Annotated in this window: 13 protein-coding genes and 2 pseudogenes; 6 read left to right on the top strand and 9 right to left on the bottom strand. The window is 71.9% G+C overall.

Features of this window, described 5'->3' with window-relative positions; translation table 11 throughout:
- Positions 1 to 17: 17 nt before the first annotated feature.
- The 4 genes and pseudogenes from D9753_RS29790 to D9753_RS29780 all read left to right on the top strand — a co-directional run bounded on the left by D9753_RS29790 (position 18) and on the right by D9753_RS29780 (position 2,747).
- The gene (locus D9753_RS29790; protein WP_121789820.1) at positions 18 to 794 is read left to right on the top strand and encodes a glycerophosphodiester phosphodiesterase; all 777 of its coding nucleotides are present in this window, start codon (positions 18 to 20) and stop codon (positions 792 to 794) included.
- Between the two features lie 60 nt (positions 795 to 854).
- A pseudogene (locus D9753_RS39465) lies at positions 855 to 1,493 on the top strand (MFS transporter); the annotation flags it as partial.
- Between the two features lie 85 nt (positions 1,494 to 1,578).
- Positions 1,579 to 2,201 (top strand): annotated as a pseudogene (locus D9753_RS39460) (MFS transporter).
- Between the two features lie 171 nt (positions 2,202 to 2,372).
- The gene (locus D9753_RS29780) at positions 2,373 to 2,747 is read left to right on the top strand and encodes an RNA polymerase-binding protein RbpA (RefSeq protein WP_121789819.1); all 375 of its coding nucleotides are present in this window, start codon (positions 2,373 to 2,375) and stop codon (positions 2,745 to 2,747) included.
- 91 nt (positions 2,748 to 2,838) lie between these two features.
- Here D9753_RS29780 and fxsA read toward each other — a convergent pair whose 3' ends face one another.
- The 4 genes from fxsA to D9753_RS29760 form a co-directional block, all read right to left on the bottom strand.
- Positions 2,839 to 3,390, bottom strand: coding sequence for an FxsA family membrane protein (fxsA, locus tag D9753_RS29775; RefSeq protein WP_121789818.1), 552 nt, complete (start codon positions 3,388 to 3,390; stop codon positions 2,839 to 2,841).
- A 73-nt stretch (positions 3,391 to 3,463) separates the two neighbouring features.
- Positions 3,464 to 4,258 (bottom strand): polyprenol monophosphomannose synthase, encoded by a 795-nt coding sequence (locus D9753_RS29770; protein WP_121789817.1) that lies wholly within the window; start codon positions 4,256 to 4,258, stop codon positions 3,464 to 3,466.
- Positions 4,259 to 4,812: 554 nt separating this feature from the next.
- Complete coding sequence (locus D9753_RS29765; protein ID WP_121789816.1) at positions 4,813 to 6,417, bottom strand: amidohydrolase; 1,605 nt, start codon at positions 6,415 to 6,417, stop codon at positions 4,813 to 4,815.
- A 52-nt stretch (positions 6,418 to 6,469) separates the two neighbouring features.
- Positions 6,470 to 6,910, bottom strand: a complete 441-nt coding sequence (locus tag D9753_RS29760; protein WP_121789815.1) for an Lrp/AsnC family transcriptional regulator — start codon at positions 6,908 to 6,910, stop codon at positions 6,470 to 6,472.
- 234 nt (positions 6,911 to 7,144) lie between these two features.
- Here D9753_RS29760 and D9753_RS29755 point away from each other — a divergent pair, with 234 nt between their 5' ends.
- On the top strand, positions 7,145 to 7,582 hold the full coding sequence (locus tag D9753_RS29755) for a hypothetical protein (RefSeq protein ID WP_121789814.1): 438 nt from the start codon (positions 7,145 to 7,147) through the stop codon (positions 7,580 to 7,582).
- Between the two features lie 406 nt (positions 7,583 to 7,988).
- On the opposite strand, the gene D9753_RS29745 is transcribed toward D9753_RS29755, so the two are convergent.
- Entirely contained in the window at positions 7,989 to 9,161 is a 1,173-nt protein-coding gene (locus D9753_RS29745) for an acyl-CoA dehydrogenase family protein (protein ID WP_121789812.1), read from the bottom strand.
- A gap of 330 nt (positions 9,162 to 9,491) precedes the next feature.
- Here D9753_RS29745 and D9753_RS29740 point away from each other — a divergent pair, with 330 nt between their 5' ends.
- Positions 9,492 to 10,724: a glycoside hydrolase family 18 protein gene (locus tag D9753_RS29740; protein WP_121789811.1), complete on the top strand. Its 1,233-nt coding sequence runs from the start codon at positions 9,492 to 9,494 to the stop codon at positions 10,722 to 10,724.
- 76 nt (positions 10,725 to 10,800) lie between these two features.
- Here the strand turns inward: D9753_RS29740 and D9753_RS29735 are convergent, their stop codons facing one another.
- From D9753_RS29735 to D9753_RS29720, 4 genes are all read right to left on the bottom strand, one after another.
- Positions 10,801 to 11,454, bottom strand: a complete 654-nt coding sequence (locus D9753_RS29735) for a TetR/AcrR family transcriptional regulator (RefSeq protein ID WP_121789810.1) — start codon at positions 11,452 to 11,454, stop codon at positions 10,801 to 10,803.
- Positions 11,455 to 11,527: 73 nt separating this feature from the next.
- Positions 11,528 to 11,668 carry an SCO1431 family membrane protein gene (locus D9753_RS29730; RefSeq protein WP_121789809.1) on the bottom strand — a complete coding sequence of 47 codons (141 nt, stop codon included), beginning with the start codon at positions 11,666 to 11,668 and terminating at the stop codon, positions 11,528 to 11,530.
- A gap of 105 nt (positions 11,669 to 11,773) precedes the next feature.
- Positions 11,774 to 13,138 (bottom strand): peptidase C39 family protein, encoded by a 1,365-nt coding sequence (locus D9753_RS29725; protein WP_121789808.1) that lies wholly within the window; start codon positions 13,136 to 13,138, stop codon positions 11,774 to 11,776.
- Between the two features lie 208 nt (positions 13,139 to 13,346).
- Positions 13,347 to 14,873, bottom strand: coding sequence for an amino acid permease (locus D9753_RS29720; RefSeq protein WP_240468316.1), 1,527 nt, complete (start codon positions 14,871 to 14,873; stop codon positions 13,347 to 13,349).
- Positions 14,874 to 14,888: the final 15 nt, after the last annotated feature.

Genomic DNA, 14,888 nt, shown 5'->3' with positions numbered 1-14,888 from the left:
GGGGCCATACTGCGTCCGTGACCCTCACGACACCGGCCCCGCGCCACCCGTACCTGGACCATCCCGGCCCGATCGCCTTCGCCCATCGGGGCGGGGCCGCCGACGGTCTGGAGAACACCGTGGCGCAGTTCCACCGCGCGGTGGAACTGGGTTACCGGTACATCGAGACCGATGTGCACGTCTCGGCGGACGGCCGGCTGGTCGCCTTCCACGACGCGACCCTGGACCGGGTCACCGACGGGGCGGGCCGGATCGCCGACCTGCCGTGGGCGGAGATACGGCACGTGCGCGTGGGCGGCCGGGAACCGGTGCCGCTGTTCGAGGAGCTGCTGGACACCTTCCCCGAGGTGCGCTGGAACGTCGACGTCAAGGCGGAGCCGGCGCTGCGGCCCCTGCTGGGGCTGATCGAGCGAGCGGACGCCTGGGACAGGGTGTGCGTGGGCTCCTTCTCGGAGGCGCGGGTGCTGCGGGCCCAGCGGCTGGGCGGACCGCGCCTGGCCACCTCGTTCGGGACGCGCGGCGTGCTGAACCTGCGGTTGCGCTCCTGGGGACTGCCGGGCGCGGTGCGCCGGTCGGCCGTGGCCGCGCAGGTGCCCGAGGCGCAGTCGGGGGTGCCCGTCGTGGACCAGCGTTTCGTGCGCGCCGCCCATGCGCGCGGGCTGCACGTGCACGTGTGGACGGTCAACGAACCCCGGCGCGTGCACCGGCTCCTGGATCTCGGGGTCGATGGCATCATGACCGACCACATCGACATGTTGCGCAAGGTCATGGAGGACCGCGGCGTCTGGGTCTGACCGCCCGGACCGGCCGCCCCGCGCCTTCGCACGGCACTGCGGCGGGGAGGCGAGGGCGCGGTGGGCACGGAGACCGTGCGTGCGCCGGTGGCGGGCGAGGCCGCCGGACCCAGACGAGAGCGGCACGGCTGGTACGTCCACGACTGGGCGTGCTCGGTCTACTCGACCAGCGTCCTCACGGTCTTCCTCGGCCCGTACCTCACCTCGGTCGCCGAGCGGGCGGCGGACGGCGACGGCTATGTGCATCCGCTGGGCGTCCCGGTCCGGGCGGGCTCCTTCTTCGCCCACTCGGTGTCCCACTCGGTGTCCCTCTCGGTGCTCCTGGCGGTCGTCGTGATGCCCCTCGTGGGCAGCGCGGCCGACCGCACGGGCCGCCGCAAGCCGCTGCTGGCCGTGGCGGCGTACACCGGGGCGGCGGCCACCACGGGCATGTTCCTGCTGGACGGCGACCGGTACCTGCTCGGCGGGACGCTGCTCGTCGTGGCCAACGCGGCGCAGTCCGTCGGGATGATGCTCTACAACTCCTATCTGCCGCAGATCGCGCCGCCCGAGCAGCGCGACGCCGTCTCCTCGCGCGGCTGGGCCTTCGGCTACGCGGCCGGCTCGCTGGTCCTCGTCGCCGATCTGGTCCTGTACTCGGCGCACGACTCCTTCGGCCTGACCGAGTCGGCCGCGGTCCGCGTCTGCCTGTCCTCGGCGGGCCTGTGGTGGGGCGCGTTCACGCTCGTACGGCTGCGCCGGCTGCGCGACCGCCGGGCGCGCGTGGCGGGGGCGGCGGCGCCCGGTGCGCGGCGGCTGGCGGCCGACGGTCCGGGACCTGCGACGGCATCCGCTGACGCTGGCGTTCCTGCTGGCGTACCTCGTGTACAACGACGGGATCCCGACGGTGATCTCGCAGGCCTCGGTCTACGGCTCCGAGGAGCTGGGACTCGGGCAGTCGACGCTCATCGGGGCGGTGCTGCTGGTGCAGGTGCTGGCCGTGGCGGGGGCACTGGCGACGGGGCGGCTGGGATCGGCCTGGTCCTGGGGGGCGGCCAGGCGCTGTCCCGGTCGCTGTTCTCGCACCTGGTGCCGCCGGGCAAGGAGGCCGAGCACTTCTCCGCGTACGAGCTGAGCGACCGCGGGATGAGCTGGCTCGGCCCGCTACTGTTCGGGGTGACCAATCAGCTTACCGGAAGCTACCGATCGGCCATCGTGTCGCTGGTGGCCTTCTTCGTGATCGGTTTCGTGCTGCTCGTACGGGTGCCGGTACGGCGTGCGATCGGCGAGGCGGGGAACCCGGTACCGGAAAGGATCTGGCGTCGAGTTAGCACTCGGCGTGAAAGGGCGGTAGTGTACGCGTTTGGCCTGCCAGGCGTACCGTTACTGCGCGTCAAAGATGCCGAAGCGCTGGGTGACATCTGCTAGTAGATGTGACAAACCGGGCGCCTGTGGGTAGAACAAGGGGCGGCTACGACGGTGACGCACGACCCGGAACGGGACTCGGAACGGGAATCTTTACCGCCGACCGGACGTTGACCGGATGACGACGACAGCGACACCTGTCCTGTGGGCGACAAAGCCCGGGAGGCACGATTCATGAGTGAGCGAGCTCTTCGCGGTACGCGCCTCGTGGTGACCAGCTACGAGACGGACCGCGGCATCGACCTGGCCCCGCGCCAGGCCGTGGAGTACGCATGTGAGAGGGGCCATCGCTTCGAGATGCCCTTCTCGGTCGAGGCGGAGATCCCGCCGGAGTGGGAGTGCAAGGTCTGCGGGGCCCAGGCACTCCTGGTGGACGGCGACGGCCCGGAAGAGAAGAAGGCCAAGCCCGCGCGTACCCATTGGGACATGCTGATGGAGCGACGCACCCGCGAGGAACTCGAAGAGGTCCTCGAGGAGCGTCTGGCGGTTCTCCGTTCTGGGGCGATGAACATCGCCGTTCACCCCCGGGACAGCCGCAAGAGCGCATAGCGCGAGACAGCACCAATAACCGCGGGCGCCGTACGTGAAGACGTACGGCGCCCGCGGTTTCGTGCTGTCCCGGACGGCGGTGCCGCCCGGGTCAGTGCGTCAGCCCAGGCCGCTGCTCCCCCGGCTCGGGGCGGCTCTCCCGGATGACCTCGCCCTGCACCACCTTGCCCTCGGGCCGGTGGGTGCGGGCCTGCTGGAAGGCGTCACCCAGGCCGCCCGGGGCCGCCTTGCGGAGCCTGCGCTCCAGGGCGTTCTCGGTGCGGCGGCTCACGGCCCTCTGGACCGGCGGGAGCAGCAGGAGGAGGCCGACGGCGTCCGAGACCATGCCGGGGATCATCAGCAGCAGGCCGCCGAGCATCGTCAGGCCGTTGCCGCCGCCGCGCGCCGGCGAGCCGCCCCGCTGGAGCGCCTCGTTGAGGTTTTTGAAGGCGCGGCGGCCCGCCCGCTTGATGATCACGGAGCCGGCCATGACACCCGCCATGAGGAGCAGGAGCACGCCGAGGCCTCCCGCCGCACCCGCGACCAGGGTCAGCAGCCAGATCTCGAGCACCAGCCACCCGGCGAGGCCCAGCGGCACGTACCTGCGCAGCCGGGAGCGCCGGGGCCGGACGGTGTACGGGGAGGTCGGAGCGCCAGTCGTCATGCTTCCAGTGTGCCTGGGGGCGGCTCAGCGCGGGATAAGGGAGTGATCGGCGCGGGACCGGGAAGGGCCCCGGTCAGGCCTGCCTGTCCTTGCCGGTGAGCTTGCCGAGGCGGTCGCCGACCCCCCAGGCGGTGACCCGCCAGAGCGCCTCGACCACGATGTCGCGGCTCATCTTGGAGTCGCCGAGTTCGCGCTCGACGAAGGTGATGGGGACCTCGACGACGTGGTAGCCGGCCTTCACGGCGCGGCGGGCGAGGTCGACCTGGAAGCAGTAGCCCTGCGAGGAGACCTCGGTGAGGCCCAGTCCCTCCAGGGTCTCGCGGCGGAAGGCCCGGAAGCCGCCGGTCACGTCGCGGATCGGCACGTCGAGCAGGAGCCGCGAGTAGGTGGAGCCGCCGCGGGAGAGGAACTCCCGGGACTTCGGCCAGTTCACCACCCGGCCCCCGGGCACCCACCGGGAGCCGAGGACGAGGTCGGCGCCCTTCAGGGCGGTGAGCAGCCGGGGCAGTTCCTCGGGCTGGTGGGAGCCGTCGGCGTCCATCTCGATCAGCACGCCGTAGTCCCGCTCCAGGCCCCAGCGGAAACCCGCGAGGTAGGCGGCGCCGAGACCCTCTTTGCCCTTGCGGTGCAGCACCTGGACATGGTCGTCCGCGCCGGCCAGCTCGTCGGCGATCTTGCCGGTGCCGTCGGGGCTGTTGTCGTCCGCGATCAGCACGTGGGCGTCGGGGACGGCCTCGCGTACCCGGCCGACGATGGGCCTGATGTTCTCCGCCTCGTTGTAGGTCGGAATGATCACCAAGGCCGTGCCGAGCGGGCCGAACCGCCGCTCCTGGGCCTTGGCCGCGAGGGTTCCGTCGCCGTCGTTCACTGCTGCCCCTTCATGTCGTACACAGGGGACCACCATAGTGGCCCCGGCCTGGGAGGACGCGGCGGCTCGTGCGTACGGTGGTGTCAATTGCACAAGAACGGGGTAAGAGCGCGTTTTTCGGCCCCCTCACCTTACGTCCGTCCCACCTCCGTGGCACGGCGGGTGGGGGGCCCGGCGCCCTTCGGGCCGGCCCGGGACCCGCTGGCTGCGGGTCGACCGGAAGCCGTTGTCTACTGAGCGCCCGGGCCCCACCCGGGTCACACCTGGCCGACCAGCTTGACGTTCCCCGTCGGCGCAGGCGCTGAGCCTGGCTCCCGGCGACGGTGCCCGGTACGGCACACCGACCCTGACCCAGCGGCGCTGCGACAGGTGTCCGAACGCTCCACGGTCGGGCGTCCGGTGGTGGACTCGGCCGAACCTACCGGCCCCCCGCCGTCGACTGTCAACAGCCGTCTGACCTGCGAAGACCGCTGACGCGGCGCAATTGGCGGGGAGGATGCGCAGGTGGGCGGCGGGCCCGCGGCGGCCGGGCGCCGCCGCGCCGCCCCCGGAGATCACTCGCCCGGCCGTACGAACACCGTCCGGCCGCCCACCACGGTGCGCAGGCAGACCGGCAGGTCGCGGCCGGGGCTGAGGTCGGGCAGACCGGGGGTGCCCGAGCGCGGGTCGGTGGACCAGCGGGCGACCCGGTCGTCGGGGGCCTGGACGATCAGCTCGTCGGTCCGCCAGACGGCGTAGTCCGCGGGCGCGCCCGGGACGAGGACACCGGCGTCGTCGCGGCCGACGGCCCGCCAGCCGCCCCGCGTGTGCGCCGTGAACGCGGCGCGGACGGAGATCCGGTGCTCGGGTGTGCGGTGGAAGGCGGCGGCGCGGACCGTGCCCCACGGGTCGAGCGGGGTGACCGGGCTGTCCGAGCCGAACGCGAGCGGTACGCCGGAGCGCAGCAGGGCGGCGTACGGGTTCAGGGTACGGGCCCGCTCGGCGCCCAGCCGCCGGGCGTACATGCCGTCCTCGCCGCCCCACAGCGCGTCGAAGGCGGGCTGGACGGAGGCGATCAGGCCCAGCTCGGCGAAGCCGGCGATGGTCTCGGGGGTGAGCATCTCGGCGTGCTCGACGCGGTGCCGGGCGGCGCGGATCCGGGCGAGGCCCGCCTTCTCGGCGGCGGCGCGCACGCCGTCGACCACGGCGGACACGGCGGCGTCGCCGATGGCGTGGAAGCCCGCCTGGAGGCCGGCCTCCGTGCAGCCGAGGACGTGGGCGGCGACGGCGTCGGCGTCCAGGTACACGGTGCCGGTGTGGCCGGCGTCGGCGTAGGGCTCGTGCAGGCACGCGGTGTGCGAACCGAGGGCGCCGTCGGCGAAGAGGTCGCCCGCGGCACCGGCCGCGCCCAGCTCGCGGGCCTTCGCGGGGTCCTGTTCCGCCCAGTAGCCGACGACGCGGGGGCCCGGCGCCGCGGTGGCGAGTGCCAGCAGGGCGGTGAAGTCGTCCTCGGAGGAGATCTGCGGGCCGCCGCACTCGTGGACCGTGCCGATACCCAGGGAGGCGGCGTGGGCCAGGGCGGTGCGCTGGGCCTCGGCGCGCTGGGCCGGGGTGACGGCGGCGAGAGCGGCCTCGCGCACGGCGTGGTGGGCGTCCCCGGTGAGCGGAACGTCCTCGCGGGGGACGCCGCCGGGGACCAGGTCCAGCAGGGCGGTGGTGACGACCGCCGAGTGCACGTCGATGCGGGACAGGTACAGCGGGCGCCCGCCGGTCGCGTCGTCCAGCTCCGCACGGGCCGGCGGGCGTCCGCCGGGCCAGCGGGCGGCGTCCCAGCCGTGGCCCAGCAGGACCCGGTCACCGGGTCGGGCGGCGGCGAACTCGCGGATGCGGGCGAGGGCCGCCTCCAGGGAGGGGGCGCCGGACAGGTCGAGGCCGGTCAGGGCGAGGCCCGTGGCGGTGGTGTGCACATGGGCGTCGGTGAAGGCCGGGGTGACGAGGGCGCCGTCGAGGTCGACCACCTCGTCCACGCCGTCGGCGAAGGCGTCGGCGGCGCCCTCGGAGCCGACCCAGGCGACCTGACCGCGCTCCACCACCATCGCGGTGGCGAAGGGGTCGCCGGGGCTGTGCACCTCCCCGCGGCGCAGGAGGACGGTCTGGGGCTCGGCGGACTGCTCACTCATGACGCACAGTCTCTCGCGTGCGCGGCCTTCGCCGGGCACCGGGGCGGGCCGGTCAGATCTTCGGGGCGCGCGCCTCGTACGGGGTGGACAGCACCACGGTGGTGCGGGTGGAGACGCCGGCGAGGCTGCGCACCCGGGCCAGCAGTTCCTCCAGCTCGTGCGGGGTGGCGACGCGCACCTTGAGGATGTAGTTCTCGTCGCCGGCCACGCTGTGGCAGGCCTCGATCTCGGGAACGCCGGCGAGGCGCTCCGCGATGTCGTCGGGGGCGCTGGGGTCGAACGGTTTCACCGAGATGAACGCGGTGAGCGGCAGCCCGACGGCCTCGGGGTCGACCACCCCGGCATAGCCGCGGATGACGCCACGCTGTTCCAGCCGGCGCACCCGCTGGTGCACGGCCGACGTGGACAGGCCCGTGGCCTTGCCCAGGTCTGTGTAGCTCATCCGCCCGTCTACGACGAGCAACTGCACGATCTGACGGTCCAGCTCCTCCATGCCGCCAAAACCTACAGTGCGCCTGATCTCCTCGGATACCTGAAAGGCGCAGGTCATTCCCTGCGGGGTGGAAAACGTACCGGGACGGGCATCTGCACGCGGCATGTGACCAACGCCACACGTCCGGTGTGGGCTCCGTGATGTTCTCGTGATTACCGCCGGGACGGGACGGGAAGTGCTTGCTGTGGTCGAGACCGCAGTGCCGTCACGGCCCAGTCTTAGGGGGAGAAACCCATGCAGAGTGTCAGCCACCCTGATCGTTCCGCGTCCACGCGTCGACAGCCGGTCCTCGAGCCCGAGCCGAAGGGCGTCGAACCCGACGACCTCTTCGACGAGGAACTGGACGCCTACGACACCTTCGAGATGTACCGGGTGATCTGCCCGGACTGCGCACAGCCGATCGCGCTGCTGGCGGACGAGGAGGTCCTGCCGGAGCACGCGCTGTGCGCCTCGCCGTGGAACCCGTTCGGGCTGACGGTGTGCGCGGGCACGGGCCGCGCCGCGGCCGACGCCCGCCCGGCGGACGAGTCGTACGAACCGCAGGAGCAGGACACCGCTCTCCTGCTGACGCTCCCCCAGGGGCTGGACTGGCGGACACAGCCCTTCTCGCACGTCGGCGGGCCGGGCTCGCGCCCGATGCGTGTACCGGCGATGCGCCGCGAGGCCGCCTGACGCATCCGGGCGGCGGCCCGCCCCCTCCCCGTACCCGCTTCCCCGCACCACGCACGGTGCGCGGGCCGGCGTGGTGCGGGGAGCGGCGCGCCCGGACCGCCGGGACGGCGCGGACGGCGGGAGCTGGAAAGGGACCTGCGTGAACTGACGCCCGATTCCGCCCGGCGGTGACCTGTCCGGCCGCCGCCGCGTTGCCCGGGCATGAGCCTCATGGACTCGGCGACCGGGTATCAGCGCCGCACGTTCGTCCCGCGCCCCGCAGAATCGGTTCCGCCGGCGGTGCCGCAGGACCCGCCCATCTACCGTGATCTCCTGCGGAGCTGGGCCGACCGGGGCCGGGCCCTGCCGGGCCGCCATGACCCGGAGTGGACCAGGCTGGCGGCCCCGACGGTGCTGCGGGGGCAGTTCAGCGACCCTCGGGTCCCGCCACGTGACGTGCGATGACCATGCGCTGGATCTGGTTGGTGCCCTCGACTATCTGAAGGACCTTGGCCTCGCGCATGTAGCGCTCGGCCGGGAAGTCGGCGGTGTAACCGTAGCCGCCGAGGATCTGCACGGCGTCCGTGGTGACCTTCATGGCCGTGTCCGTGCAGTGCAGCTTGGCCATGGCGGCCTGCTTGGCGAACGGCCGGCCCGCGTCGCGCAGGCGGGCCGCGGCCAGGTAGAGAGCGCGGCCGGCCTCGATCTGCGTGGCCATGTCCGCGAGCATGAAGCGCAGGCCCTGGAAGTCGGCGACGGGCCGGCCGAACTGCCGGCGCTGCGTGGCGTAGCCGACCGCCTCGTCCAGCGCGGCCTGGGCGAGGCCGATCGCGCAGGCCGCGATGCCCAGCCGGCCGGAGTCCAGGGCGGCCAGGGCGATGGCGAAGCCCTGGCCCTCCTCGCCGATCCGCCGGTCGTCGGGGACCCGGACGCCGTCGAAGTGGACCTGGGCGGTGGGCGAGCCCTTCATGCCCATCTTCTTCTCCGGCGCGGCGCCGCTCAGGCCGGGAGCGTCGCCGGGCACGAGGAAGGCGGTGATGCCGCGGGGGCCGTCCTCGCCGGTGCGGGCCATCACGGTGTAGAAGTCGGCGATGCCACCGTGCGTGATCCAGGCCTTGGTGCCGTCGATCACCCAGCCGTCGCCCTCCCGGACGGCCCTGGTGCGCAGGGAGGCCGCGTCGGAGCCGGAGGACGGCTCGGAGAGGCAGTAGGCGCCGAGCAGGCTGCCACCGAGCATCGCGGGCAGGTGCTCGACCTGCTGCTGCTTGGTGCCGTACGCGGCGAGGGCGTAGGAGGCGAGGGTGTGGACGCTGACGCCGAGGCCGACGGTGAGCCGGGCCGCGGCCAGCTCCTCCAGGACCTGGAGGTAGACCTCGTAGGGCTGGTCGCCGCCGCCGTACTCGGAGGCGTACGGCAGGCCGAGCAGGCTGGATTCGGAGAGGAGGGTGAAGATCTCGCGCGGGAAGCGGCCCGCGTCCTCCTCCTCCGCGGCCTGCGGGGCGATCTCACGCCGGGCGATGTCCCGGACGAGGGCGAGCAGATCCCTCGCCTCTTCCGTGGGCAGTTGACGCTCCACCGGCTGCGGGTCGCGGTCGGACATGGCGTCCAGCTCCTCCCTGTTCGGGCACCGGCGGTCCGGCCCGGGGTGGGGGCGGCTCCGCCTGTTCGTCACGCTGGCCGTGGTGCCCGCTCCCGGGTCTCGGAAGCTGCTGACCAGCGGCATGCGCTGTGAGTATGCCCGATCGGCGACCTCCCGTCACCAGTTAACGACCGCTTACTTCGGACCGCCTCCCGGGAGATCCTCCGGGACGGAAATTGGTCCGAACCATTGACCCGACTGGTCTAGTCCTCCTACTGTGCATGACCAACGCTTTACCGCGTTCATGCCAATCGGCGCGCGATCCCCTCTCCCCCCACGAGGAGACACCCGATGCACACTCCCCACCGCTCCGTCCTGCGGGCACTCGTCTCGGCAGCGTGTACCGCCGCCCTCGGGGCCGGCCTGCTGGCCGGCTCGGGCACGGCGACCGCGGCGGCGCCGGCCGCCCCGCAGGCCACGGCAGGCTCCAAGGTCGTCGGCTACTTCACCGAATGGGGCACCTACGACCGCAAGTACTACGTCAAGAACATCGAGACCTCCGGTTCCGCGGCGAAGCTCACCCACATCAACTACGCCTTCGGCAACGTCTCCGGCGGCAAGTGCGCGATGGGCGACTCCTACGCGGCCACCGACCGCGCCTACACCGCCGCCGAGTCCGTCGACGGCGTCGCCGACACCTGGGACCAGCCGCTGCGCGGGAACTTCAACCAGCTACTGAAGCTGAAGAAGAAGCACCCGGGGCTGAAGGTCCTGTGGTCCTTCGGCGGCTGGACGTGGTCCAGCGGGTTCTCGGAGGCCGCGAAGAACCCGGCCGCCTTCGCCCAGTCCTGCTACGACCTGGTGAAGAACTCCAAGTGGGCGGGCGTCTTCGACGGGATCGACATCGACTGGGAGTACCCGAACGCCTGCGGCAACACCTGCGACACCAGCGGCCGGGACGCGTTCAGGAACGTGATGGCCGCCCTGCGGTCGAAGTTCGGCTCCGGCAGCCTGGTGACCGCCGCGATCACCGCGGACGCCACCAGCGGCGGCAAGATCGACGCCGCGGACTACGGGGGCGCCGCCCAGTACGTCGACTGGTACAACCCGATGACGTACGACTACTTCGGCGCCTGGGACGCGAAGGGCCCGACCGCCCCGCACTCCCCGCTCACCTCGTACTCCGGCATCCCGAAGGCCGGCTACCACACCTCGGCGACCATCGCCAAGCTCCGGGGCCTCGGCGTCCCGGCCTCCAAGCTGCTGCTCGGCATCGGCTTCTACGGGCGCGGCTGGACCGGCGTCACCCAGGACGCCCCGGGCGGTACGGCCACGGGCCCGGCGGCCGGCACCTACGAGCAGGGCATCGACGACTACAAGGTGCTCAAGGCCAAGTGCCCGGCGACCGGCACGGTGGCCGGCACGGCGTACGCCAAGTGCGGCAACGACTGGTGGAGTTACGACACCCCGTCGACCATCGCCACGAAGATGACGTACAAGAACCAGCAGGGGCTCGGCGGCACCTTCTTCTGGGAGCTGAGCGGCGACACCGCCAACGGTGAGCTGATCAAGGCCATCAACTAGCCCCGCTCCGGGGGGAGACGGGAGCGGAGGACCACGAGCCTTCGCTCCCGTTCCGTTGTCCCGGCGTCCTCCCGGGTCAGCCGTCCCGGCGGGCGGGCGGCGGGGCCGGGCAGGAGGGGTCCAGCTCCTCGATGGCGCGCAGGGTCCCGCCGAGGGTCCGCACCAGCAGTTCGCGCATCGTGTCCCGGGGCAGCCCGGGGCGGTCGATCCACTCCAGGGTGGCGCCCTCCACGCCGCACACCCAGCCGAGCAGGCCCATCCGGGCCACCGGGGGGATGTCGCCGCGCCCGTAGGCGCCTTCGGCGATGGTGGTGACGATGACCTCGCGCACACCGTCCCGGATCGCGTGCACCTCGGTGTCGAAGCCGACGCCGCCGCTGACGATGGTGCGGTAGGCGGCCTGGTGGCTCTCGGCGTAGCGCAGATAGCCGTCGACGGTGCGGTGCACGCGGTCCACGGCGGGCAGTCGGGCGCCGCCGGCCGCGGAGGTCACCAGGGCGGCGACGGAGTCCTGGACGATCGCCAGGTAGTAACCGCGCTTGGACCGGAAGTAGTAGTAGATGAGCCCCTTGGCGACCTGCGCCTGCCGGGCGATGTCGTCCATGGACAGCGCGTCGTAGGACGTGTCGGCGAACAACTTCCGCCCGATGGCGATGAGTTCGGCGCGACGCGTCGCGGAGCGCTCGGTGCCGCGCACCGGGGTGGCGGCACGCTGCTGCGGCAAGTTCAAGGTCGACCCTGGTCTAGACGGCCGGCGGGACTTCCGCAGTATGTCAGAACATGCGGTACGTGCGACCGGTCCGTCAGAGCAGGCCGAGCTGGGTCACGAGCATCGCGAACACCACGACGAGGACCCAGCCCATGACGTGCTCGACGATCTTCGGGCCGTCTTCCTTGGGGCCGCCGGTGGCGGCGCGGAGTGCGGTGGCCGGGAATGCGGTCATGGTGATTACTCACAGAGGTCGGACGTGAGGGGCGAGACTTCCCCGTCCCTGCGTCCACCATGCCACCCGTGCCGGGATCTGCGGCCATGAGTTCGGTCACACGCGTCAGTGCACACCCACCGCGGCGAGGGCCCTGCGCTGGTGAGGGGTCGGGTGGGCCGGGAAGTACAGGTAACAGACCCCTCCGGTGCCGGAGGCGACCTTGCCGGAGGCGTTGTACCGCTTGGTGCGCAGCCAGATGTTCTCGAACTCCCGGCGCAGATAGACCCGCCGTACCGCCGCGTCGTCCGGCGAAGCCGGGTCATTGGCGATCACGTCGCCGTCGGCCGTGAAGCCGATCACCGTCATCAGATGCCCCGAGGTGCCGTAACCGGCGCCGGTCAGCTCGGTCTTCAGGAAGGACTGGGACGTTATGGCCGGGATGCCGGCCGCGATCAGAGTCTCCAGGTCGGTGAGCGAGGCGAGCCGGGTGACCACGCCCTGGATGCCCTCGAAGGTGGCGGCGTAGGCGGCGTTGAAGGGCCAGTTGCCGCACCCCTGGTACTGGTGGTCGTACGTGGAGCGGGCCGCGTGGTCCACCTGCGGGTCGGCGTAGGACGGGTCGACCCAGGACAGTTGCTCGGGGGTGAGCCGGCCGCCCCAGTACTCGATGATCATCTGCGAGGAGGTGGGGCTGCACCAGGCCTCGCCGCCGTTGTCGTACTCCGGGTACTGGCCCTTGTGGATCTCCTGCGAGTAGCGCGGGACGGCCAGCTCCTGGGCGAGACCGGGGGTGGAGGCCGGCACGGTGAAGCGGTCGGGGACGTCGGAGCCCATCGCGCCGAGCCGCCGGACGGTCGGGGTGAGGCGCGTGCCGGGCCGGCGGTAGAGGGTGAGCCGCAGCCGGTACGACGCCAGGCGCAGGCCCGTGCTCGCGTCGTCGACGGCAAACGTGTCGGTCCAGACGCTGCTCCTGCCGTCGGTCTGGCCGTCCACCGACGTCCGCTTGATGTCCTGGTCGCCGGCCGCCCAGCGCCCCATCACGTACCAGGGCGTGCCGGTGCCGTCGGAGTAGGTGCCCTGGAGCTCGACCTGGAGCCAGGTGCCGTCGGGGGTGTGCGCGTTCCAGGAGGCGACGGCCTCGGTCGCCGGCGTGGTGAGGCGGTGGACCGGGGAGGTCCAGGTGGCGTACTCCCAGGTGGCGGTGGTGCCGGTGTGCGGGTCGGTGTAGTCGGTGCTGCCGACGGGGGCGCCGATCACCACGCCGGGGCGCCGGCCGGAGGCGGCCCGGGTGCCCTCGGCGGTGCCGGAGCGCCAGTCGCTGTACGTGGTCCAGGCACGGTAGTCGATCGGGCGGGGCTGCGCCCGGCCGGGCGCGTCGGCGGCGGCTCCCGGGGCGGCGACGGCCGAGGGGGCCGCCGTGCCGGTCACCGCCGCGGCGACGGCGACGGCCAGGACCGTTCTGCGGGACGGCTGTTGGGCTTGGCTCATGAGTGCGACGACCCCCAGGTGTCCGAGTCGGGCTGGTCCGGTGCACGGTTGTGGGCCAACTATGGAGCAGGCCGGATCGCCCTGCCAGCACTTGCGCGCATGCCGCGGCACGAATATTGGTCTGGTCCGCCGAAAGGGGTCGTGGCGGGTGCCGGACGGCCCCGGCGCGGGCGGTGGGCCGGGCGCCGGGGCCGTACGGCCGGCCGGGTCAGACCAGGTCCATCGCGGCGACCTCGTCGGGGCGGCCGTAGCTGACCGGGCCCTGGAAGCGGCGGCGGGCCGTGGCGAACCACCACACCGTGGCCACCAGCAGGACGACGGCGAGCGCGATCGGCGCGTAGTTGAAGGAGTCGACGGTGATCGGCGAGGCCTGCGGCAGCATGAACAGGACGCTGCTGAGCAGGATCCAGACCACCGCGAGCCAGCCGATCGGCCTGCCCCAGCGACCCAGGTGCCAGGGCCCGGGCTGGAAGGCGTCCCCGAGCCGCAGCCGCAGGAAGATCGGCACGGCGTAGGCGAGGAAGAGCCCGACCACGTTGACGCTGACGATCGCGGTGAACGCCGTGTGCGACCACCAGCCCGGCACCACCAGGGCCAGCGAGCAGCCCACCGCGAACCACACGGCCTTCACCGGTGTACGGGTGCGCGGCGAGACCGAATGCCACCAGCGGGAGCCGGGCATGGCGCCGTCCCGCGAGAAGGCGAAGATCTGCCGGGTGTTGCTGGTGAGGTTGGCGAGACCGCAGAAGAGCATGGCGCCGATGACGATGAGGAGCATCACCTTGGCGGCGCCGAGACCGAGGCCGTCGATGAGGATCCGGACGGGCGGCGCGGCCGAGCCGGCCACCGTGGCGTAGTCACCGATGCTGTAGACCAGTGCCAGCATCAGCACCAGGCCGGTGATCGCGGAAAAGGCGATGGCGCGGGTGATCCCCTTGGGGGCGCTCACCGTCGCGCGGACCGTTTCCTCGGACATGTGGAAGCTGCCGTCGAACCCGGTGAAGGTCCAACTGGTGACCAGCAGTCCGAGCATGCCGCCGTAAAGGCCGCTCGTGAACCCGGTGTTGTTCTCGAAATGCGTCACGAAGGACGCGGACTGGTGCCGATCGGGCATCACGATGAGTGCGCCTACGATCACGACGAGTCCGATGAAGAGCCACCACACGGAAATACGGTTCAGCAGGGCGACGAGCTGGACGGTGTAGGTGTTCGCCAGTCCCTGGAGGACGATCACGAGGGCCGTGATCAGCACCGTCTGGTGTGCGGTCGGCCGGTAGGAGGGCCATTGCAACTGCACGAGGACCTGGATGAAGGTGGCGGCGGCATAGCCGGTGGCGGCGGTGCCGCCGATCTGGCCCACGAAGTTCAACCAGCCCGTGAACCAGGACCAGGCGCCCTTGTGCCGCTTGGCGAGCTTACCCGCCGAGAAATACAGGGCGCCGCTCGTCGGAAAGGCGGAGGCGACTTCCGCCATGGCCGCGCCGATGAGCAGCACCATGACGGAGACGCCGATCCAGCCGAACACGAGAATACGCGGTCCGCCCGCGTTCATACCGAAGCCGAAGGAGGAGAAAATACCCGAGAGGATATTGATGATGGTGAAGGAGATAGCGAAATTGTCGAACGCCTGGAAGCGCCGGGTGAGTTTCCGTGGATAACCCATCGCGTGCAGGGTCGCGTCGTCGTCGAGCACGACGGAGTCCACCGCGCGCGTGCGGGCCCGGGGAGTCGTCATTCGTTCCGACACAGA

It is taken from the genome of Streptomyces dangxiongensis (genome assembly GCF_003675325.1).
In the GTDB taxonomy this organism is placed as follows: domain Bacteria; phylum Actinomycetota; class Actinomycetes; order Streptomycetales; family Streptomycetaceae; genus Streptomyces; species Streptomyces dangxiongensis.
The sequence above is the reverse complement of the archived record's forward strand: the minus strand, read 5'-3'. Positions and strand labels throughout refer to the sequence as shown.

Excerpts from the sequence above, each read along its gene's own strand:
- D9753_RS29730 (WP_121789809.1), bottom strand. The coding sequence starts at position 11,668 with ATGACCGCATTCCCGGCCACCGCACTCCGCGCCGCCACCGGCGGCCCC.
- D9753_RS29720 (WP_240468316.1), bottom strand. The coding sequence starts at position 14,873 with ATGACGACTCCCCGGGCCCGCACGCGCGCGGTGGACTCCGTCGTGCTC.
- D9753_RS29755 (WP_121789814.1), top strand. The coding sequence starts at position 7,145 with ATGCAGAGTGTCAGCCACCCTGATCGTTCCGCGTCCACGCGTCGACAG.
- fxsA (WP_121789818.1), bottom strand. The coding sequence starts at position 3,390 with ATGACGACTGGCGCTCCGACCTCCCCGTACACCGTCCGGCCCCGGCGC.
- D9753_RS29760 (WP_121789815.1), bottom strand. The coding sequence starts at position 6,910 with ATGGAGGAGCTGGACCGTCAGATCGTGCAGTTGCTCGTCGTAGACGGG.
- D9753_RS29740 (WP_121789811.1), top strand. The coding sequence starts at position 9,492 with ATGCACACTCCCCACCGCTCCGTCCTGCGGGCACTCGTCTCGGCAGCG.
- D9753_RS29780 (WP_121789819.1), top strand. The coding sequence starts at position 2,373 with ATGAGTGAGCGAGCTCTTCGCGGTACGCGCCTCGTGGTGACCAGCTAC.
- D9753_RS29745 (WP_121789812.1), bottom strand. The coding sequence starts at position 9,161 with ATGTCCGACCGCGACCCGCAGCCGGTGGAGCGTCAACTGCCCACGGAA.
- D9753_RS29765 (WP_121789816.1), bottom strand. The coding sequence starts at position 6,417 with ATGAGTGAGCAGTCCGCCGAGCCCCAGACCGTCCTCCTGCGCCGCGGG.
- D9753_RS29725 (WP_121789808.1), bottom strand. The coding sequence starts at position 13,138 with ATGAGCCAAGCCCAACAGCCGTCCCGCAGAACGGTCCTGGCCGTCGCC.